Here is a 24084-nt window from a genome sequence, read left to right on the forward strand (position 1 = left end):
CCTGCCCACACTCCTGGAGGTACCCCCATGTCCCGTCGCGACGGCGACGTCCTTCCGCTGACAGCGGCCCAGCGCGAGATCTGGCTCGCCGAGCAACGCTCCCGGACACCGATCCCGGGCTACCGCGTCGGCGAGTGCCTGGAGATCCACGGGCCGGTGGACCGGGAGCTCTTCGAGACCGCGCTGCGCCGGGTCGTCGACGAGGTCGACGCCCTGCACGTGACCTTCGTCGAGGACGGCGAGGGCCCGCGCCAGGTCCTCCGGGAGAGCTGGGACTGGGCGCCCGCGCACCTCGACCTCAGCGGGGAGCCGGACCCCCGCGCGGCGGCCGTGGCATGGATGGAGCGGGACCTGCTGCGCCCGCTGGACCTCGCCCGTGACCCACTGTTCGGCCACGCGCTGATCGAGGCGTCGCCGACGGAGTTCCTCTGGTACCTGAACTACCACCACGTCGTGCTGGACGCGATCAGCAGCTCCATGCTCAGGCAGCGGGTCGGCGAGGTGTACTCGGCGCTCGCCGAGGGCGGCGCCGTGCCGCCGAGCCCGTTCGGCTCGCTGCGGGACCTGGTCGACAGCGACGCCGCCTACCGCGCGTCCGCCGACTTCGCCGCCGACCGCGCCCACTGGACCGGGCGCTTCGCCGACCTCCCCACCCCGACCCGGCTCACCGACACCTCCGCCACCGACCCGCACCGCGCCCTCCGGCTGGCCGAGGAGCGGGAACTGCGCCGCCCGGACGCCCTGCGGGCGGCGGCCGGCCGTTCCGGCGTCCGGTGGTCCCGGCTGGTGATCGCGGCGACGGCGCTCTACGCCCACCGGCTGACCGGCGACCAGGACGTGGTGCTCGCCATGCCCGTCACCGCGCGTCGGGGCGCCGACCGCGACCTGACGGCGGTGCCGGGCACCATGTCCAACGTGGTGCCGCTGCGGCTGACGGTGCGACCGGACCTGCCGTGGCGCGAGCTCGTCGCCCAGGCGGCGCGGGAGGTCGAGACGGCCGTCGCGCACGAGCGCTACCGCAGCGAGGACCTGCTGCGCGACCTCGGCGCCCCCGGCAGCATCGGCACGGCGTTCCCGCTGATCGTCAACATCATGGCCTTCAACTCCCGGCCGAGCTTCGCCGGGCACCCCGCCGACGTGCACCACTTCGTGTCCGGGTCCACCACCGACCTCGCCGTCTGGGTGTTCGACTACCGGGACGGCAACCCGCCGCTGCTGCGGCTGCACGGCTCGCCGGAGGCGTACGGCGACGATGACCTCGCCGGCCACCAGGAGCGGCTGCTCACGCTGCTGGACACCCTCGCGGACTGCGACCCGGACGAGCCGGTGGGCCGGATCGAACTGCTCACCGCCGAGGAGCGGCGCGAACTGGCGGTGCTCAGCGCCGGGCCGGTCGCGCCGGCTCCGGCCACGAGCCTGCCGGAGCTGTTCCGCGAGCACGTGCGGGCGACCCCGGACCTGGTCGCGCTGGTCTGCGGCGACGTCTCGCTGACGTACGCGGAGCTGGACCGGCGGGCCAACCGGCTGGCGCACGCCCTGATCGAGCGGGGAGCCGGGCCGGAGCGGCGGGTGGCGGTGGCCCTGCCGCGCTCGGCGGAGCTGGTGGTGGCGATCCTCGCGGTGCTGAAGACCGGCGCGGCGTACGTCCCGGTCGACCCGGAGTACCCGACCGCCCGGATCGCCTACCTGCTCGACGACGCCCGGCCGGCCCTGCTGGTCACGGACTCCCGCAGCGAGGGGCGGCTTCCGGAGGCCGGGTCCGTCGACCGGCTGGTGCTGGACACCGCCGACCTGGACGGGCTGTCGGACACCGACCCGATGGTGGCCGTCGACCCGGACCACCCGGCGTACGTCATCTACACCTCCGGCTCCACCGGGCGGCCCAAGGGCGTGCTGCCGACCCACGGCGGCCTGCTCGACCTGCTCACCGACCTCCGCCAGACGCACCTCGCGCCGGTGCTCGAGGAGCGGCCGCGGCTGCGGGTGGCGCTGACCACCTCGGTGTCCTTCGACGCCTCCTGGAACCAGCTGCTCGCCCTGTTCGGGGGCCACGAGCTGCACGTCCTGGAGCACGCGACCTGGACCGACCCGGACGCCTTCGTCGCCTACTCCGCGCGGTGCGGGCTGGACTTCGTCGAGGCGACCCCGTCCTACCTCCAGGTGCTCGTCGAGCACGGGCTGCTGAGCGACCCGCGGCGGCGGCCGGCCGTGGTCGCGGCGGGCGGCGAGGCCGTACCGGAGCGGCTCTGGGAGCAGCTGCGGGCGGCGGAGGGGGCGCGCTGCCTCAACCTCTACGGACCGTCCGAGTGCACCGTCAACTCGGTGGTGGCACCGGTGGGTTCGAGCCCGAGCCCGGTGATCGGGCGGCCGGTCACCAACGCCCGGCTGCACGTGCTGGACAGCGCGTTGCGGCCGCTGCCCGCCGGCGCGGCGGGTGAGCTGTACATCGCGGGCGCGGGACTGGCGCGCGGTTACCTGAACCGGCCGGGGCTGACCGCCGGGCGCTTCGTCGCAGACCCGTTCGGGCCGAGCGGATCGCGCATGTACCGCACCGGGGACTTGGTGCGCTGGGACGCGGACGGGAACCTGGAGTTCCTCGGCCGCACGGACGACCAGGTGAAGGTCCGCGGCTTCCGGGTCGAACTCGGCGAGATCGAGGCCGTCCTTGCCGAGCACCCGCTGGTCGCCCGGGCCGCCGTGCTGGTGCGCGCCGAGGAGGAACCCCGGCTGGTCGCCTACGCCGTTCCGGAGCACGGAGCCGCGCCGACCGACACCGTCCTGCGCGACCACCTGCGGGACCGGCTGCCCCGGCACATGGTGCCGGCCGCGTACGTGCTGCTGGACGCGCTGCCGCTGACCCCGAACGGCAAGCTCGACCGCCGGGCCCTCCCCGCGCCCGAGCAGACCACCGCCGTCCGGGGCCGCGCTCCGCGCACCGCGACCGAGCACCTGCTCGCCGGGCTGTTCGCCGAGGTGCTCGGGGTGTCCGAACCCGGCTTGGACGACAGCTTCTTCGACCTCGGCGGGCACTCCCTGCTCGCCACCCGGCTGGTCGCCCGGGCCCGTTCGATCCTCGGCGTGGAACTGCGGCTCGGCGACCTGTTCGACGCGCCGACGGTGGCGGAACTGGCGGCGGCCGTGGACGTCGCGGGCCGGGCGCGCCCGGCGCTGCGGCGGCGCGAGAGGCCGGACACCGTACCGCTGTCCTACGCGCAGCGGCGGCTGTGGTTCCTGCACCGCATGGAACCCACCCAGAGCGCCACGTACAACATCCCGCTGGCCCTGCGGCTGTCCGGAAGCCTCGACCAGCGGGCCCTGGCGGCCGCCCTGGCGGACCTGGTCGAGCGGCACGAGAGCCTGCGCACCGTCTTCCCGGCGGCGGACGGCGTGCCGTGCCAGCGGGTGCTGGACCCGGACGAGGCCCGGCCGCGGCTGCGGGTGACCGAGACCGCCGAGCGCGAGCTGCCGGAGCGGCTGGCGGCGGCGGCCCGGTACGGCTTCGACCTCGCCGGGGAACCGCCGCTGCACGCCGAACTCTTCCGGACGGCGGCCGAGGAGCACGTGCTGCTGCTGGTGGTGCACCACATCGCCGGTGACGGCTGGTCGATGGGGCCGCTCTCGCGGGACCTGACGACCGCCTACGCGGCCCGCGCGGAGGGCGCCAAGCCGCAGTGGTCGCCGCTGCCCGTCCAGTACGCCGACTACGCCCTGTGGCAGCGCGAGCTGCTCGGCGACGGCGCCGACCCGGACAGCCTGCTGAACAGCCAACTCGCCCACTGGCGTGAACAGTTGGCGAACCTACCGGAGCAGGTCGAGCTGCCCTTCGACCGGCCCCGGCCGGCCGCGATGTCCTACCGGGGCGCCCACCTGCCGGTGCGGATCGACGCCGAGCTGCACCAGGGCCTGCGCGCGCTCGCCCGGGACGGCGGGGCCAGCCTCTTCATGGTGCTCCAGGCCGGGCTGGCCGCCCTGCTGGGCAAGCTCGGCGCGGGCACCGACGTCCCGATCGGCACCCCGATCGCCGGACGCACCGACGAGGCCGTGGACGACCTGGTCGGCTTCTTCGTCAACACCCTGGTGCTGCGCACCGACCTCTCCGGAGACCCGTCCTTCACCGAACTGCTCGGGCGGGTGCGCGCCGACGCCCTCGCCGCGTACATGCACCAGGACGTGCCGTTCGAGCACCTGGTGGAGGCGCTGAACCCGACCCGGACACTGGCGCACCACCCGCTGTTCCAGACCATGCTGGCCCTGCAGAACGCGCCGCTCGGCACCTTCGACCTGCCGGGGCTGCGGGTGGCCACCGACCTGGTCCACACCGGGACGGCCAAGTGCGACCTGACCTTCGTCCTGGCCGAACAGCCCGACGGGCTCGCGGGCGTCCTGGAGTACAGCACCGACCTCTTCGACGAGGCCACCGCCGCCGGGATCGTCGAGCGGTGGCTGCGACTGCTGCGCGCCGTGGCGGCCGACCCCGGCCGGCGGATCGGCCGGGTCGACGTGCTGTCCGCCGAGGAGCTCGGCGCGCTGCTCCCGGCCCGCACCGACCGGGGCACGCAGCCGCCGGAACTCGGCCTGACCGCGCTGTTCGAGCGGCAGGTGCGGGCGAACCCGGCCGCCGCCGCCCTCACGGACGGCGAAGTCACCCTGACCTACGGCGAGTTGAACGCCCGGGCGAACCGGCTCGCGCACGCCCTGATCGACCGGGGGGTGGGCCCGGAGCAGCTCGTCGCACTGGCCCTGCCGCGCTCGGCGGAGCAGGTCGTGGCGGTGCTCGCCGTGCTCAAGGCGGGCGGCGCGTACCTCCCGGTGGACCCGGACTACCCGGCCGCCCGGATCGCCTACCTGCTCCAGGACGGCCGGCCCGCGCTGCTGGTGACGACCGGCGCGGCCGGTGAGCTGCCGGGGGCGGACGGCGTGGACGGCGTGGACCGGCTGCCGCTGGACACCGCCGACCTGGCCGGACAGCCGGACACCGACCCGAAGGTCGCGGTCGACCCCGGCCAGGCGGCCTACGTCATCCACACCTCCGGCTCCACCGGCAACCCCAAGGGCGTCGTGGTCCCGCACCGGAACGTGGTGCGGCTGTTCGACACCACCCGGGAGCTGTTCGGCTTCTCCGCCGAGGACGTCTGGACGCTCTTCCACTCCTACGCCTTCGACTTCTCGGTGTGGGAGCTGTGGGGCCCGCTGCTGCACGGCGGCCGGCTGGTGGTCGTCGACCACGAGACCAGCCGCTCGCCCCACGCGTTCCTGGAACTCCTCGCCCGCGAGCGGGTGACGGTGCTCAACCAGACGCCCTCCGCCTTCTACCAGCTGATGCGGGCGGACCAGGAGGTGGGGCCCGAACTCGCCCTGCGCACCGTGGTGTTCGGCGGCGAGGCGCTGGAGCACGCCCGGCTGGCGAGCTGGTACGAGCGGCACCCGCAGGACGCGCCGCGGCTGGTCAACATGTACGGCATCACCGAGACCACCGTGCACGTCACCCACGCCGCCCTCGACGGCTCCGGCGCCGCCGCCGGGCAGATCGGCACGGCCCTGCCGGACCTGCGGACGTACGTGCTCGACGCCGGCCTGCGCCCGGTCGCCCCGGGCGTCGCGGGCGAGCTGTACGTCGCGGGCCCCGGCCTGGCCCGCGGCTACCTGAACCGGCCCGGCCTGACCGCCGGGCGGTTCCTCGCCGACCCCTTCGGGCCGGCCGGCTCCCGGATGTACCGCAGCGGCGACGTGGTGCGCCGCGCGGCGCACCACAGCCTGCGCTACGTCGGCCGGGCCGACCAGCAGGTCAAGGTCCGCGGCTTCCGCATCGAGCTCGGCGAGATCGAGGCGGCCCTCGCCGCGCACCCCGGCGTCGCCCAGGTCGCCGTGCTGGCCCGGCAGGACCGCGCCGACGACACCCGGCTGGTCGCCTACCTGGTGCCGGCCGCCGCGGCCGCGCCGCGCCCGGCCGAGCTGCGCGGGTACCTGGCCGAGCGGCTGCCGGAGTACCTGGTGCCGTCCGCGTTCGTCCCGCTGGACGCGCTGCCGCTGACCGCCAACGGCAAGCTCGACCGCCGCGCCCTGCCCGCCCCCGACCTCGCCCCGGCGGCCGCCTCCCGCGCGCCGCGCACCCCGCAGGAGCAGATCCTCTGCGAGCTGTTCGCCGAGGTCCTCGGCGTGGCGTCGGCCGGTGTCGAGGACGGCTTCTTCGACCTCGGCGGGCACTCGCTGCTGGCCACCCGCCTGGCCGCCCGGATCCGCGCGACGCTCGGCGTGGAGATGCCGCTGCGCACCCTGTTCGAGGCGCCGACCCCGGCCGGCCTGGCCGCCGCCCTGGTGGCGGCCGGACCGGCGCAGGCCGCCCTGGTGCGGCGCGAGCGCCCCGAGGCGATCCCGCTGTCGTTCGCCCAGCGGCGGCTGTGGTTCCTGCACCAGCTGGAGGGCGCCGGCGCGAACTACCACATCTCCCTCGCCTGGCGGCTGTCCGGGGCGCTGGACCGGCGGGCCCTGGAGGCCGCCGTGGCCGACGTGGTGGCCCGGCACGAGAGCCTGCGCACCGTCTTCCCGGCGGTGGACGGCGTGCCGCACCAGCGGGTGCTGGACGTCGCGGCGGCCCGCCCGCGGCTGCTGGTGAGCCCGACCACCGAGGCCGGGCTGCCGGCCGCGCTGGCGGCGGCGAAGGACCGCCCGTTCGACCTGGCGGTCGACGTGCCGCTGCGGGCCGGGCTGTTCGAGCTGGCACCGGACGACCACGTGTTCCAGCTGGTGCTCCACCACATCGCCGGTGACGGCTGGTCGCTGGGCCCGCTCGCGCAGGGCCTGACCGCCGCCTACGCGGTACGCCGCCGGGGCGAGGAGCCCCGCTGGGAGGAGCTGCCGGTCCAGTACGTCGACTACACCCTGTGGCAGCACGAGCTGTTGGGCGACGCCACCGACCAGGACAGTCCGTTCGCCCGCCAGTCGGCCTACTGGACCAGGCAGTTGGCGGAACTGCCGGAGCGGATCCAGCTGCCCACCGACCGGCCCCGCCCGGCGGTCTCCTCGCACCGGGGCGGTTCCGTGCCCGCCGGGCTGGACGCCGGGCTGCACCGCGGCCTGCGCGAGCTCGCCCGCGCGCACGGGACCAGTCTGTTCATGGTGCTCCAGGCCGGGCTGGCGGCGCTGCTGGGCAAGCTCGGCGCGGGCGAGGACATCCCGGTCGGCAGCCCGGTCGCCGGCCGGACCGACCAGGCGCAGGACGAGCTGGTCGGCTACTTCGTCAACACCCTGGTTTTCCGCACCGACACCTCGGGCGACCCGACCTTCGCCGAACTGCTGGGCCGGGTCCGGGACACCGCGCTGGCCGGGTACGCCCACCAGGACCTTCCGTTCGAGTACCTGGTCGAGCTCCTCAACCCGGCCCGGTCGCTGGCGCACCACCCGCTGTTCCAGGTCATGCTGGTGCTGCAGAACGCCCCCCGGGCCGACTTCTCGCCGCCCGGGCTGCGGGTCGAGGACGTGCCGTCGGCGTCGACCACCGCCAAGCTCGACCTGATCCTCACCATGTCCGAGCGGCACGCCGAGGACGGCACCCCCGAGGGGATCGACGGGTCCGTCGAGTACGCCGCCGACCTGTACGACCCGGCCGCCGTCGAGACGATGATCGGGCGGTGGGAGCGGCTGCTCCGCGACGCGGTCGCCGACCCGGGGCGGCGGCTCAGCCGGATCGGCCTGCTCACCGCCGAGGAGCACGACGAGCTCACGGCGCTGGGCACCGGCCCGGCGGCCCGGCCGTACACCGCGAGCCTGCCGGAGCTGTTCCGGGCCCAGGTGCGGGCGACCCCGGACGCCGTCGCGGTGGTGGCACCGGAGGCCTCGCTGACGTACGCGGAGCTGGACGCCCGGGCGAACCGGCTGGCGCACGCGCTGATCGCGCGCGGAGCGGGGCCGGAGCGGCTGGTGGCCGTGGCGCTGCCGAGGTCGGCCGAGCTGGTGGTGGCGATCCTCGCGGTGCTGAAGACCGGCGCCGCGTACCTCCCCGTCGATCCGGAGTACCCGGCCGCGCGGATCGGGCACATGCTCGACGACGCCCGGCCGGTTCTGGGGCTGACCGACGCCGCCCTCCGGGGCCGGCTGCCGGACGGCCCGGACGGTCCGGCCGGGTGGCTGGTGGTCGATGATCCGGAGACGGCCCGCCTGGTGGCGGGCGGCCCGGCGACGGACCCGGCGGTGGCCGTCGACCCGAACCACCCCGTGTACGTCATCTACACCTCCGGTTCCACCGGCAGGCCCAAGGGCGTGGTGGCGACGCACGGCGGCCTGGCCAACCTGTTCGCCGACCAGCGCCCGCTGGTCTTCCGGACGGGGGAGCGGATGCGGGTGGGGCTGACCACCTCCGTGTCCTTCGACGCCTCCTGCGACCAGCTGTTCGCCCTGTTCGCCGGCCACGAGCTGCACGTCCTGGACGAGGCGACCTGGACCGACCCGGACGCCTACCTCGAGTACGCCGCGCGGACCGGTCTTGCCACCGTCGGCGGAACCCCGTCCTACCTCCAGGTCCTCGTCGAGCGCGGGCTGTTGGACCACCCGCAGTGGCGCCCCTCGATGGTCGGCCTGGGCGGCGAGGCCGTTCCGGAGCGGCTGTGGGAGCGGCTGCGGGCGGCCGACGGGGTGTTCGCCCTGAACTACTACGGGCCGGCCGAGTGCACGGTGGACTCGGTGGCCGCGCCGCTGGAGTCGAGCCCGCGCCCGGTGATCGGCCGGCCGCTCGGCGGGGTCCGGCTGCACGTGCTCGACGCCGCGCTGCGGCCGGTGCCCCCGGGTGTGCCGGGCGAGCTGTACATCGCCGGAGCGGGGCTGGCGCGCGGCTACCTGAACCGGCCGGGGCTGACCGCGGGACGGTTCGTGGCGGACCCGTCCGGACCGGCAGGGTCCAGGATGTACCGCACCGGGGACCTGGTGCGCTGGGACGCGGACGGGAACCTGGAGTTCCTCGGCCGCACCGACGACCAGGTCAAGGTCCGCGGCTTCCGGATCGAACTCGGCGAGATCGAGGCGGCCCTGGCGGAACACCCGCAGGTCGCCCGGGCCGCCGTGATCGTCCGACAGGCCTGGGCGGAGGACCGGCGCCTGGTCGCCTACCCGGTGCCCGTCGCCGGGGCGGAACTCCAGCCGGAGGCGCTGCGGGCGCACCTGCGCGAGCGGCTGCCGGACTACATGGTCCCGGCCGCGTTCGTGTCCCTGGAGAGCCTGCCGCTGACGGTCAGCGGCAAGCTGGACCGGCGGGCCCTGCCCGAGCCCGTGTACACCGCGGCACGGGCCGGCCGGGCCCCGCGCACACCGCAGGAGCACGTCCTCGCCGAGCTGTTCGCCGAGGTGCTGGGCGTGGCAAGGGTCGGGGTCGACGAGGACTTCTTCGACCTCGGCGGGCACTCGCTGCTCGCGACCAGGCTGGTCGCCCGGGCGCGCGCGGCCCTCGGGGTGGAGCTGGAGCTGCGCACCCTGTTCGAGACCCCGACGGTGGCCGGGCTCGCCGCCGGGGTCGCCGGGGCCGGCCGGGCACGGGCCGCGCTGCGCCGCGCCGAGCGGCCCGGCACCGTCCCGCTGTCGTTCGCGCAGCAGCGGCTCTGGTTCCTGCACCAGCTGGAGGACGCCGGCTCGGTCTACAACATGCCGCTGGCGTGGCGGCTGTCCGGCGAGCTCGACCGGGCCGCCCTGCACGCGGCGCTCGGCGACGTCGTCGCCCGGCACGAGAGCCTGCGCACGGTCTACCCCCAGGCCGACGGGGTGCCCCACCAGCACGTGCTGGACGCCGCGGCCGTCCCGCCGCGGCTGCCCGTCACCCGGGTCGGCGAGGCGGAGCTGCCGGGGCGGCTGGCGGCCGTCGCGGCGCGGGGATTCGACCTCGCGGCCGAACCGCCGCTGCGCGCCGAGCTGTTCGCGGTGGCGGACAAGGCCGACGAGCACGTGCTGCTCCTGGTGATCCACCACATCGCCGGTGACGGCTGGTCGCTGGGCCCGCTGGCCGCCGACCTGGCCACCGCGTACGCGGCGCGCCGCCGGGGCGAGGAGCCGCGGTGGGCGCCGCTGCCCGTCCAGTACGCCGACTACACCCTGTGGCAGCGCGAGCTGCTCGGCGAGGCGGCCGACCGGGACAGCCTGTTCGCCGGTCAGCTGGACTACTGGACGCGGACGCTGGCGGACCTGCCGGAGCAGATCCGGCTCCCCGCCGACCGCCACCGCCCCGCGACCCCCTCCCACTCCGGCGGCCACCTGGCGGTCGAACTGGACGCGGAGCTGCACGCCGGGCTGGTCCGGGTGGGCCGGGAGCACGGCGCAAGCGTGTACATGGTGCTGCAGGCCGCCCTGGCCTCGCTGCTGGAGAAGCTCGGCGCGGGCACGGACATCCCGCTCGGCAGCCTGATCGCCGGCCGGACCGACCAGGCGCTGGACGATCTCGTCGGGTTCTTCGTCAACACCCTGGTGCTGCGGACCGACACCTCCGGCGACCCGACCTTCGCCGAGCTGCTGGGCCGGGTCCGGGAGGGCGCGCTCGGCGCGTACGCCCACCAGGACCTGCCGTTCGAGCAGGTCGTCGAGGCCCTCAACCCGTCCCGGTCGCTCGCCCGCCAGCCGCTGTTCCAGGTGCTGCTCGCGCTGCAGAACACGCCCCGCACCGAGTTCGCGCTGAGCGGCCTGACCGCCGGGATCGTTCCGGTGCGGACACCGACGACGATGTTCGACCTCGGCTTCCACCTGCTGGAGCGCGGCGGTACCGGCGGGCCGGCCGAGGGCGTCGTCGGGCGGGTCGAGTACCGCACCGACCTGTTCGACCACGCCACGGTGGAGGCGCTGGTCGCCCGGTGGCTGCGGCTGCTGGCGGCGGTGGTCGCCGAGCCGGACCGGCCGCTGAGCCGGATCGACGTGCTCACCGCCGAGGAGCGGCACGAGCTGCTGGTCGCGCGCAACGACACCGCCCGGCCGGTCCCCGCCACCACGCTGCCGGCCCTGTTCGAGGCGCGGGTCCTGGCCACCCCGGAGGCCGAGGCGGTGGTGTTCGAATCCACCGTGCTGACCTACCGCGAGCTGAACCGCCGGGCCAACCGCCTGGCGCACGCGCTGATCGCCCGCGGGGTCGGGCCGGAGCAGGTCGTCGCCCTGCGGCTGCCGCGCTCCGCCGAGCTGGTGGTCGCCGTCCTCGCGGTGCTGAAGACCGGTGCGGCGTACCTGCCGGTCGACCCGGACTACCCGGCCGCCCGCATCGCGTACATGCTGGAGGACGCGCGCCCGGCCGTGGTGCTCGACGACCTCGCCGCCGTCACCCCGGCCGGGGAGTGGCCGGAGCACGACCCGGCCGTCGCCGTGGACGCCCGGCACCCGGCCTACGTCATCTACACCTCCGGCTCCACCGGCCGGCCCAAGGCCGTGGTGATGCCCGCCGGCGGGCTGCTGAACCTGCTGGCCTGGCACCACGAGGCCGTCGGCGGCGAACCCGGCACCCGCACCGCGCAGTTCACCGCGATCAGCTTCGACGTCTCGGTGCAGGAGCTGCTCTCCGCGCTGCTGTACGGCAAGACCCTGGTGGTGCCGACCGAGGAGCAGCGCCGCAGCGCCGAGCTGTTCGCGCACTGGCTGGACCGGCACCGGGTGGGCGAGCTGTTCGCGCCCAACCTGGTGGTCGAGGCGCTGGCCGAGGCCGCCGAGGAGGCCGGGCTGGAGCTGCCGGACCTGCGGCTGGTCGCCCAGGCCGGCGAGGCGATGCGGCTCGGCGGTGCGGTGCGCCGCTTCCGGGCCCGCCGCCCGGGCCGGGTGCTGCACAACCACTACGGCCCCGCCGAGACCCATGTGATCACCGCCTACCCGCTGCCGGCCGACCCGGCGGACTGCCCGCTGCCGGTGCCGATCGGCCGGCCGATCGCCAACTGCCGGGTGTACGTGCTGGATTCGGCTCTGCGACCGGTCGCCCCAGGGGTGCTGGGAGAGCTTTACCTGGCGGGGGCGGGGCTGGCCCGCGGCTACCTGAACCGGTCGGGGCTGACGGCGAGCAGGTTCGTCGCCGACCCGTACGGCCCGGCGGGCGCGCTGATGTACCGCACCGGCGACCTGGCCCGCTGGCGCGCCGACAGGGAGCTGGAGTTCGCCGGCCGGGTGGACCACCAGGTGAAGGTGCGCGGCTTCCGGATCGAACCGGGCGAGATCGAGGCCGAGCTGACGGCCCACCCGGGCGTCGCCCAGGCGGCCGTGCTCGCCCGCGAGGACCGGCCGGGCGAGACCCGGATCGTCGCGTACGTCGTCCCCCCGGCCGGGGCCGGTGAGACGGCGGCGGAGCTGGCGGCGTACCTGCGCGAGCGGCTGCCCGACTACCTGGTGCCGTCCGCGATCGTGCTGCTGGACGCGCTGCCGCTGACGCCCAACGGCAAGCTGGACCGCGCCGCGCTGCCCGCGCCCGAGCCGACCGGCACGACCGGTGGCCGCGCGCCGCGCACCCCGCAGGAGCAGATCCTCTGCGGGCTGTTCGCCGAGGTACTGGGAGTGGCCCGGGTCGGGGTCGACGAGGACTTCTTCGACCTGGGCGGGCACTCCCTGCTCGCCACCCGGCTGGCCTCACGGGTTCGCGCCACCCTCGGGGTCGAGCTGGAGCTGCGCAGCCTGTTCCGGACCCCGACACCCGCCGGACTGGCGGCCGGGCTGCACGACGCCGGCACCGCACGGCAGGCCCTGGTGCCCCGGCCCCGCCGTGACCCGATGCCGCTGTCCTTCGCCCAGCGCCGGCTCTGGTTCCTCCAGCAGTTCGGCGCGCCGAGCGCCACCTACCACATGCCGCTCGCCCTGCGGCTGTCCGGCGACCTCGACCGGGCCGCCCTGAGCGCCGCGCTCGCGGACGTGGCGGCCCGGCACGAGACCCTGCGCACGGTCTTCCCGCACCTCGCCGGAGTCCCGTACCAGCGGGTGCTGGACGCCGCCGAGGCCGCCGTCCCGCTGACCGTGCGCGTGGCCGGGGAGGTGGAACTGCCCGCCCTGCTGCGCGAGGCTGCGGTGCGCGGTTTCGACCTCGCCTCGGAGGTGCCGCTGCGGGCGGAGCTGTTCGCGGTGGCGGACCGGACCGACGAGCACGTGCTGCTGCTGGTGATGCACCACATCGTCGGGGACGGCTGGTCCATGGGCCCGCTGGCCCGCGACCTGGCCGCCGCCTACACCGCCCGGCACGGTGGCGGGGCGCCGACCTGGCCGCCGCTGCCGGTGACGTACGGCGACTACACCCTGTGGCAGCACGAGATCCTGGGCGACGAGCAGGACGCCGACAGCGTGTTCGCCCGCCAGGTCGGCTACTGGCGCGAGGCGCTGGCGGGACTGCCCGAGCAGCTGCGGCTGCCCGCCGACCGGCCGCGCCCGGCCACCATGTCGTACGGCGGCGACCTGCTGGAACTCCGGATCGACGCCGAACTGCACACCGCGCTGGTGGGGTTGGCGCGCCGCTCGGGCACGACCCTGTTCATGGTGCTGCAGGCGGCGCTGGCGGCGCTGTACACCCGGCTGGGTGCGGGGACGGACATCCCGATCGGCAGCCCGATCGCAGGGCGTACCGACGAGGCGCTGGACGAGCTGGTCGGGTTCTTCATCAACACGCTGGTGCTGCGGACGGACACCAGCGGCGATCCGTCGTTCAGCGAACTGCTGGGTCGGGTGCGGGAGACGGCGCTGTCGGCCTACGCGCACCAGGACGTGCCGTTCGAGCACCTGGTCGAGGCGCTGAACCCGTCCCGCTCGCTGTCCCACCACCCGCTGTACCAGACCGGGCTGGTCGTGCAGAACGCGCCGGGCGGCGACTTCGACCTCCCCGGCCTGCGGGTCTCCGGGGTGACGGTGCTCACCGGGACCGCGCGGCTCGACCTGACCTTCGGATTCGCGGAGGAGCACGGGCCGGACGGCGCGCCGGCCGGGCTCAGCGGGGCGGTCGAGTACAGCACCGACCTGTTCGACCGCTCGACGGTCGAGGCGCTGGCCGCCCGGTGGACCAGGCTGCTGGCGGCCGTCGCCGCCGCCCCGGACCAGCCGATCGGCGCGATCGACCTGCTGTCCGCCGAGGAGCGGCGCGAACTGCTGCCCGCCGTCGACGGCGCGGCGGCCGCGGCGAGCCTGCCGGAGCTGTTCGCGGCGCAGGTCGCGGCGACGCCGGACGCGGTCGCGCTCGTCTGCGGGGACACAGAGTTGACGTACCGTCAGTTGGGCGTGCGGGCGAACCGGTTCGCGCATGCGCTGATCGCCCGCGGCGTCGGCCCGGAGCGGCTGGTGGCGGTGGCGCTGCCGCGCTCGGTGGAGTCGGTGGTGGCCGTCCTCGGTGTGCTGAAGGCCGGGGCGGCGTACCTGCCGGTGGATCCGGCGTACCCTGCCGCCCGGATCGCGTTCATGCTGGACGACGCCCGTCCGGCGCTGCTGGCCGACGACCCGGCGATGGTCTCGGGCGGGGACTGGCCGGACACTGACCCGGATGTCGTGGTGGACGTCCGGCATCCGGCGTACGTGATCTACACCTCGGGCTCGACCGGCCGTCCCAAGGGCGTGGTCGTGAGCCACAGCGGGGTGTCGGGCCTGGTGGCGGCGCAGACCGAGCGGCTCGGCGTGGCGCCGGGCAGCCGGGTGCTCCAGTTCGCCTCGCCCAGCTTCGACGCCTCCTTCTGGGACCTGTGCGGCGCCCTGCTGACCGGTGCCGCCCTCGTCCTGGCCCCGGCCGAGGCCCCGCTGGAGGCCCTGACGGACCACCGGCTGGACGTCACCCACGTCACCCTGCCGCCCTCGGCCCTGGCCGCGCTGCCGGAGGACGCGGTGACCGCGTCGACCCTGGTGGTGGCGGGCGAGGCCTGCCCGCCGGAGCTGGTCGCCCGCTGGGCGCCGGGCCGACGGATGATCAACGCGTACGGTCCGACGGAGACGACGGTGTGCGCCACGATGAGCGAGCCGCTGTCCCCGGGGGCGGGCGTGCCGCCGATCGGCGGGCCGGTCGCGGGCTTCCGGGCGTACGTGCTGGACGAGCGGCTGCGTCTCGTGCCGCCGGGAGTGGCGGGGGAGCTGTACGTCGCCAGCCCCGGGCTGGCGCGCGGCTACCTCAACCGGCCCGGTCTGACGGCCGGGCGGTTCGTCGCCTGCCCGTTCGGTGGGGACGGCGACCGCATGTACCGGACCGGCGACCTGGTGCGGCGCCGTGCCGGCGGGGAGCTGGAGTACGTCGGCCGGGCCGACGACCAGGTGAAGGTGCGCGGCTTCCGCGTCGAACTCGGTGAGGTCGAGGCCGCCCTGGCCGAGCACCCCGCCGTCGCCCGGGCCGCTGTCCTGGCCGGGGACGACCGGCTCGTCGGCTATGTGGCGGCCCGTCCCGGCGCGGCGGTCCGGCCGGCGGAGCTGGCGGCGCACCTGCGCGAGCGGCTGCCCGACTACCTGGTCCCGTCGGCGTTCGTGGTGCTGGACGCGCTGCCGGTGACGCCGAACGGGAAGCTGGACCGCGCCGCGCTCCCCGCGCCGAAGGCCGCGACCACGGAGGCGGGCCGGGCGCCGCGCACCCCGCAGGAGCAGATCCTGTGCGGCCTGTTCGCCGAGGTGCTCGGCGTGGCCGAGGTCGGGGTCGACGAGGACTTCTTCGACCTGGGCGGGCACTCCCTGCTCGCCACCCGGCTGGCCGCGCGGGTGCGCTCGGTGCTCGGCGTGGAACTGGGGCTGCGCGCGCTCTTCCAGGCGCCCACCGTGGCGGGCCTGGCCGGGGTGCTGGCCGGGGCGGGTCACGCCCGTCCGGCGCTGACGCCGCACGAGCGACCGGAGGCGGTGCCGCTGTCCTTCGCGCAGCGCCGGCTCTGGTTCCTGCACCGGATGGACGCCGCCGCCGCGACGTACCACATCCCGCTGGCGCTCCAGCTGACCGGGACGCTGGACCGGGCGGCGCTGGACCAGGCGCTGGCCGACGTGGTGGCCCGGCACGAGAGCCTGCGGACGGTCTTCCCGGAGATCGACGGCGTCCCCTGCCAGCGCGTCCTGGACCCGGCCGCGGCCCGCCCCCGGGCACGGCTGACCGAGGTGCCGGAGGCCGAACTCTTCGAGCGGCTGGCCGAGTTCGCCCGGAGGCCGTTCGAGCTGGCGGCGGAACCCCCGCTGCGGGCCGGGCTGTTCGCGCTCGCGGACAAGGCCGACGAGCACGTGCTGCTGCTGGTGATGCACCACATCGCCGGCGACGGCTGGTCCACCGGCCCGCTGGCCCGGGACCTGGCCGAGGCGTACGCGGCCCGCAGCCGGGGTGAGGAGCCGCAGTGGGCCCCGCTGCCGGTGCAGTACGCCGACTACACGCTGTGGCAGCGCGAGCTGCTCGGCGACGCCGCCGACCCGCGGAGCCGGTTCGCCGAGCAACTCGGCTACTGGAAGCGGCAGTTGTCCGGCCTCCCGGAGCTGCTCGCGCTGCCCACCGACCGGCCCCGGCCGGCCGTCGCCGGCTGGCACGGGGACCACGTCGGCCTGCGGCTCGACGCCGAACTGCACGCCGCCCTCACGGAGTTGGCGCGGCGCACCGGGACGAGTCTGTTCATGGTGCTGCAGGCGGCGCTGGCGGCGCTGTACACCCGGCTGGGTGCGGGGACGGACATCCCGATCGGCAGCCCGATCGCGGGTCGTACCGACGAGGCGCTGGACGAGCTGGTCGGGTTCTTCGTGAACACGTTGGTGCTGCGCACCGACACCAGCGGTGATCCGAGCTTCGCCGAGCTGCTGGGCCGGGTGCGGGAGACGGCGCTGTCGGCGTACGCGCACCAGGACGTGCCGTTCGAGCACCTGGTGGAGGTGCTGAACCCCGCCCGCTCGTTGTCCCACCACCCGCTGTTCCAGACGATCCTGGCCGTGCAGAACGCGCCGATGGGCCGGTTCTCGCTGCCCGGACTGGACGTCGCCACCTACGCGGTGGCCACCGGAACCGCCAAGTTCGACCTCGGGGTGAGCCTGGTCGAGCAGTTCGGCCCGGACGGGAGCCCCGCCGGGATCGTCGGCGCGGTCGAGTACGCCACCGACCTGTTCGACCGCTCGACGGTCGCCACCCTGGCCGCACGGTGGGCCAGGCTGCTGGAGGCGGTCACCGCCGACCCGGAACAGCCGATCGGGGGGATCGACCTTCTCGACGCCGACGAGCGGCACCGGCTGCTGGAGCGCGGCAACGCGACCGCCCGCGAGGTGGACGCCGTCCCGGTGCCGCGGGCCTTCGCCGCGCAGGTCGCGGCGACCCCGGACGCGGTCGCCCTCGTCCATGGCGAGATCGAGCTGACGTATCGCCAGTTGAACGCACGGGCGAACCGGTTCGCGCATGCGCTGATCGCGCGCGGCGTCAGCCCGGAGCGGCTGGTGGCGGTGGCGCTGCCGCGCTCGGTGGAGGCCGTGGTGGCCGTCCTGGGCGTGCTGAAGGCCGGGGCGGCGTACCTGCCGGTGGACCCGGCGTACCCTGCCGCCCGGATCGCGTTCATGCTGCACGACGCCCGTCCGGCGGTGCTCGTCGACGACCCCACGATGGTCTCGGACGGGGACTGGCCGGACACCGATCCGGAGGTCGCGCTCGACGTCCGGCACCCGGCGTACGTGATCTACACCTCGGGCTCGACCGGCCGCCCCAAGGGCGTCGTGGTCGGCCACGGCGGTGTGGCCAGCCTGGTGGCCGCCCAGATCGAGCGGTTCGCGATCGAGCCCGGCAGCCGGGTGCTCCAGTTCGCCTCGCCCAGCTTCGACGCCTCGGTGTCGGAGATCTTCACCGCCCTGCTGCGCGGCGCGGCCCTGGTGCTGCCCCCGGCGGCCGAGCCGGTGTCCGCGCTGACCGACCCGGGCCTGGCGGTCACCCACGTGACCGTGCCGCCGTCCGTCCTGGCCGCCCTGCCGGTGTGCTCGGTGGCGGTGTCCACGCTGGTGGTGGCCGGTGAGGCCTGCCCGCCGGAGCTGGTGGACCGCTGGGCGCCGGGCCGGCGGATGATCAACGCGTACGGTCCGACCGAGACGACCGTGTGCGCGACGATGAGCGACCCGCTGTCGCCGGCGTCCGGCGTGCCGCCGATCGGTCGTCCGATCACCAACGCCCGCGTCTACGTGCTGGACGAGCGGCTGCGGCCGGTGCCGCCGGGAGTGCCGGGGGAGCTGTACGTCGCGGGCGCCGGGCTGGCGCGTGGGTACCTGAACCGGCCCGGTCTGACGGCCGGACGGTTCGTCGCCTGCCCGTTCGATCCCTCGGGCGCCAGGATGTACCGCACCGGGGACGTGGTCCGCTTCCGTGCCGACAGCCAGCTGGAGTACCTCGGCCGGGCCGACGACCAGGTGAAGGTGCGCGGCTTCAGGGTCGAGCCCGGCGAGGTCGAGTCGGCCCTGGCCGAACACCCCGCCGTCGCCCGGGCCGCCGTCCTCGCCCAGGACGACCGGCTCATCGGCTACGTCGTCCCGCGCCAGGAACCCGCCCGCGACAGCGGCATCGAGGCCGACCACGTGGACGAGTGGCGGGGCATCTACGACGCCCTGCCCATCACCCCCGAGGAAGCCGCGTTCGGCCAGAACTTCGTCGGCTGGAACAGCAGTTACGACGCCGCCCCGATCCCCGTCGAGCAGATGCGGGAGTGGCGCGACGCAACCGTCTCCCGCATCCTGGCCCTGCGCCCCCGCCGGGTCCTGGAGGTCGGCGTCGGCACCGGGCTGCTGCTCTCCCGGATCGCCCCGCACTGTGAGACCTACTGGGCGACCGACTTCTCCGCCACCGCGATCGACGCGCTGGCCGCCCAGGTGGCGCGCCAACCGGACCTGGCCGAGCGCGTCGTGCTCCGGACCCGCCCGGCGCACGACACCGACGGGCTGCCGGCCGGGACGTTCGACACCATCGTGATCAACTCGGTGGTGCAGTACTTCCCGTCCGCCGAGTACCTCGCCGACGTGATCGGGAAGCTGACGGCGCTGCTCGCCCCTGGTGGCGCGCTGTTCATCGGCGACGTCCGCAACCTGCGGCTGCTGCGCCCGCTGGCCACGGCCGTCCAGCTGCACCGGGCCGGGGACGGCGCCGACCTCGCGGCCGTGCGCCGCGCGGTGGAGCAGGCCCTGCGGGTCGAGAAGGAACTCCTGGTCGACCCGGACTTCTTCACCTCTCTGCGGGAGCAGGGCACCGGTATCGGCGCGGTGGCCGTGGAGGTCAAGCGCGGCCGCCACCACAACGAACTGAGCCGCTACCGCTACGACGTGACGCTGCACAAGCGGCCCGCCGCACCCGTCCGGCCGCTGGACCTGGCCTGGGGCCGGGACGTCGCCGGCCTGGCGGAGCTGCGCGAACTGCTCGGGCGACCGGGCACCGGCCCGGTGCGCCTCACCGGGATCCCGAACCGCCGCGTCGCGCGCGAGGCCGAGCTGGCCCGGGCGGTGCGCGACGGCGACGGCACACTCGCCGGGCTGCTGGAGCGGCTGCACGGCCCGGACGGCGCCGACCTGCCCGACCCGGAGGACTTCCACGCCCTCGGTGGGGAGCTCGGCCGCCGGGTGGACCTCACCTGGTCGGCCGACGCGCCCGAAGCCCTCGACGCGCTCTTCACCGGCTCCACCGCCTCCACCGACGGGCCGGCGGACGCACCCGTCGAGGCCTACCGGCCGGTGCGCAGCGGCGGCACCGCGCTGTCCTCGCTGACCAACCGCCCGACCGGCAGCCGGGGCACCGGCGCCCTCATCGGCGAACTCCGCGACTGGCTGCGGGGCCGGCTGCCCGACTACCTGGTCCCCTCGGCGTTCGTGGCGCTGGACGCGCTGCCGCTGACCGCCAGCGGCAAGCTCGACCGCCGTGCCCTGCCCGCCCCCGACCTCGGCCCGGCCGTGGCCGGGCGGGCGCCGCGCACCCCGCAGGAACAGCTCCTCGCCGAGCTGTTCGCCGAGGTGCTCGGCCTGGCGCAGGTCGGGGTCGAGGACAGCTTCTTCGACCTGGGCGGCCACTCCCTGCTGGCGACCCGGCTGGCCTCCCGGGTCCGGGCGACCCTCGGCGCGGAACTGGAGGTCCGCACGCTCTTCGAGACCCCGACCGTGGCCGCCCTGGCGGCCCGCCTGGACGGCTCCGGAACGGCGCGGCCCGCGCTGACCGCCCAGTCCCGCCCCGAGCACGTGCCGCTGTCCTTCGCCCAGCGCCGGCTGTGGTTCCTGCACCGGATGGACGGGCCGAGCGCCACCTACAACATGCCGCTCGCGCTGCGCCTGACCGGCGAACTGGACCGGCCGGCCCTGCACGCCGCGCTCGCGGACGTGGTCGCCCGGCACGAGAGCCTGCGGACGGTCTTCCGCGAGACGGACGGCGTGCCGTACCAGGTCGTGCTGAGCGCCGCGGACGCATACCCGGAGCTGCCGTTGGTCGAGCTCGACGAGGGCCGGCTGGCCGAACGGCTGGCGCTGACGGCCCGGCGCGGCTTCGACCTGGCCGCGGAGCCGCCCCTGCGGGCGGAGTTGTACGCGCTCGCGCCCGACCGGCACGCGCTGCTGGTCGTGGTGCACCACATCGCCGCCGACGGCTGGTCGATGGGCCCGCTCTCCGCCGACCTGGCCGCCGCCTACGCGGCCCGCTGCCGGGGCGAGGAGCCGCGGTGGGCCCCGCTGGCGGTGCAGTACGCCGACTACACCGGCTGGCAGCGCGACCTGCTCGGCGACGCCGCCGACCCGGACAGCCTGTTTGCCCGGCAACTAGCCTACTGGAAGGACGAGTTGACGGGAATGCCGGAGCAGCTCCAGCTGCCCGCCGACCGGCCCCGCCCGCCGGTGGCCTCCCAGCTGGGCGACCGGGTCGCGGTCCGGCTGGACGCCGAACTGCACCAGGCCCTGCGGGACCTCGCCACCGAGCGCGGCGCCAGCATGTTCATGGTGCTCCAGGCCGGCCTCGCCGCGCTGCTCACCCGGCTCGGCGCCGGCACCGACATCCCGATCGGCAGCCCGATCGCCGGCCGCACCGACCAGGCACTGGACGAGCTCGTCGGCTTCTTCGTCAACACCCTGGTGCTGCGCACCGACACCGGCGGCGACCCCGGATTCGCCGAACTGCTCGGCCGGGTGCGGCAGAAGGCGCTCACCGCGTACGACCACCAGGACGTGCCGTTCGAGTACCTGGTCGAGGTGGTCAACCCGGCGCGGTCGCTGGCCCGCCACCCGCTGTTCCAGGTCATGCTGGCCCTGCAGAACGCGCCGCTGGGCGAGTTCGCGCTGCCGGGGCTGGAGACCGGCCACCTGGAGGCGCCGACCGGGACCTCCAGGGTCGACCTGACCTTCAGTCTGGCCGAGCAGTTCGGCCCGGACGGTGCCCCCGACGGCCTGGTCGGCGCGGTGGAGTACGCCACCGACCTGTTCGACGCGCCCACCGTGGAGCTGCTGTTCGACCGCCTGGCCCGGCTGCTGCGTACCGCGGTCGCCGACCCGGACCGGCCGATCGGCCGGATCGACCTCCTCTCCGGGGCGGAACGCCACCGGCTGCTGCACGGGTTCAACGACACGGCCGCCGAGCTGCCCCGGGCCGCGGTGCCGGAGTTGTTCGCCCGCCAGGTGCGGGCCACCCCGGACGCGGTGGCCGTCGTCGCGGCCGGCACCGAGCTGACCTACCGGGAGCTCGACCGGCGCTCCAGCCGGCTCGCCCGGGCACTGGTCCGCCGGGGCGTCCGGCCGGAAGCACCCGTCGCGGTGCTGATGGAACGCTCGGCGGACCTGGTCACGGCCATCCTGGCGATCGTCAGGGCGGGCGGCGCCTACGTGCCGCTGGACTCGCGCTTCCCGGCGTCCCGGATCGAGCTGATCCTGCGGGAGAGCGGCGCGGCCCTGGTGCTCACCGAGGAGGTGCTGGCTGCCCTCGTGGACGCCGAACCCGACCCGTCCGACGTCGAAGTCACGTGTGAGCCACAGCAGTTGGCGTACATCATGTACACCTCAGGATCGACCGGGCGGCCGAAGGGCGTGGCCGTCACCCACCGCGACGTGGTCGGCCACGCGCTGACCCCCGAATGGCGCGGCGGCGGACACGAGCGGGTGCTGATGCACTCCCCGACGGCCTTCGACCTCTCGACCTACGAGCTGTGGGTGCCACTCCTCAACGGCGGCCGGATCGTGGTCGCACCGCCCGAGCAGCTCGACCTCGACCTGCTCCAGCACACCATCGGCACCCACGGGGTGACCGGACTGTGGCTCACCGCCGGACTCTTCCGGCTGGTCGCCGAGGAGCGCCCCGGCCTGCTCGCCGGGGTGCGCGAGGTGTGGACCGGGGGCGACGTGGTCTCCCCGGCTGCCGCCGCCCGGGTGCTGGAGGCCTGCCCCGGCATCGAGGTGGTCAACGGTTACGGCCCCACCGAGGCCACCACCCTGGCCACCTGCCACCCGGTCCGCGACCTGCCCGAGCAGGCCGCCTCCGTGCCGATCGGCGGCCCGATGGCCAACATGCGCGCCTACGTGCTCGACGACCACCTGCGGCCGCTGCCCGCGGGGATGGTCGGCGAGCTGTACCTCGCGGGGGTCGGCGTCGCCCGCGGCTACCACGGCCGGCCCGGCCTCACCGCGGAGCGCTTCACCGCCGACCCGTACGGGCCGTCCGGGAGCCGGATGTACCGCACCGGCGACCTGGCCTGGTGGCGGCCATGGGGGTCCCCCCGGCCGGTGGGGGCACCTCCCAGCCTCCCCCAGCCTTCGGCCGGGGGGACCCCCATGGCTGGGGGCGCTGGGGGAGGCACCCTGGAGTTCGCGGGACGCGCCGACCACCAGGTCAAGCTGCGCGGTCTGCGGATCGAGCCCGGCGAGATCGAGGCCGTCCTGGCGGGCTGCCCGGGCGTCGCCCAGGCGGCCGTGGTCGCCCGCGAGGACCGGCCGGGTGACAAGCGGCTGGTCGCCTACCTGGTGCCCGCCGCCGAGGGCGCGCCCGAGGCGGTCGAGCTGTCCGGCCGGCTGCGCCGCGAACTGCCCGACTACATGGTGCCGGCGGCGTTCGTCACCGTGGACGCGCTGCCGCTGACCGCCAACGGCAAGCTCGACCGGGCCGCACTGCCCGCCCCCGAGTACGGGACGTCGGACGCCGGCCGCGGCCCCCGGACGCCGCAGGAGCAGCTGCTGTGCGGCCTGTTCGCCGAGGTCCTCGGCCGGGAGCTGGTGTCCATCGACGACAACTTCTTCGACCTGGGCGGGCACTCGCTGCTGGCCGCCCGGCTGGCCTCCCGGGTCCGCGAGACCCTCGGCCTGGAGCTGGGGCTGCGCATGCTGTTCGAGGCGCCGACCGTGGCCGGGCTCACCGAGCGCCTGGTCATGAACGATCCCGACGACGCGCTGGACGTGGTGCTGCCGCTGCGTTCGACCGGGACGGGCACGCCGCTGTTCTGCGTCCACCCCGGCGGCGGCATCAGCTGGTCGTACAGCGGGCTGCTGAACCACGTCGGCCCGCAGCACCCGGTCTACGCGATCCAGGCGCGCGGCCTCGGCCGGCCCGAACCGCTGCCGACCTCCTACGAGGAGATGGCGGCCGACTACGCCGACCACATCCGGAAGATCCAGCCGGAGGGCCCGTACCTGCTGCTCGGCTGGTCCGCCGGCGGGCTGATCGCCCACGCGCTCGCCTGCGAGCTGCAGTCGCGCGGCGAGCGGACCGCGCTGCTGGCGATCCTCGACGCCTACCCGGTGAAGGACGTGAAGTTCGAGGAGGTGCCGGTGCCCACCGAGCGGGACGTGCTCGTCGGGGTGCTCGACGTCGACCCGGACGAGCTGGGCGACCGGGAGATCACCTACGCGGAGGTCGCCGAGGTGCTGAACCGGCGGGGCAGCGCGCTGGCCGGCCTGACCGAGCGGCAGGTCGAGGTGGTCGTCCAGATCATGATCAACAACGCGAAGCTGGCGGTCGACTTCGTCCCCGGGACGTTCGACGGGGACCTGCTGCTCTTCAACTCCACGATCGACCGGAGCGCCGAGGACAACGCCGGGCCGGGGATCTGGCAGCCCTACGTCACCGGCCGGATCGAATCGCACGAGGTCACCACCCGGCACAACCGGATGACCCAACCCGGCTCGCTGGCCCAGATCGGACCGGTCCTGGCCGCCAGGATCGCCGACGTCACCGGCGACACCACCGTTTCCCACCACCAGGAGGACTGACCC

At 75.3% G+C, this 24084-nt stretch carries 1 protein-coding gene; it reads left to right on the forward strand.

Going from position 1 to position 24084, the window contains the following annotated elements:
- Nucleotides 1-27: 27 nt before the first annotated feature.
- A complete protein-coding gene (locus ACGF13_RS25420; RefSeq protein WP_392878919.1) occupies nt 28-24081 on the forward strand; it encodes a non-ribosomal peptide synthase/polyketide synthase in 24054 nt (8017 codons plus the stop codon).
- Nucleotides 24082-24084: the final 3 nt, after the last annotated feature.

Source organism: Kitasatospora sp. NPDC048286 (assembly GCF_043201735.1).
In the GTDB taxonomy this organism is placed as follows: Bacteria; Actinomycetota; Actinomycetes; order Streptomycetales; family Streptomycetaceae; genus Kitasatospora.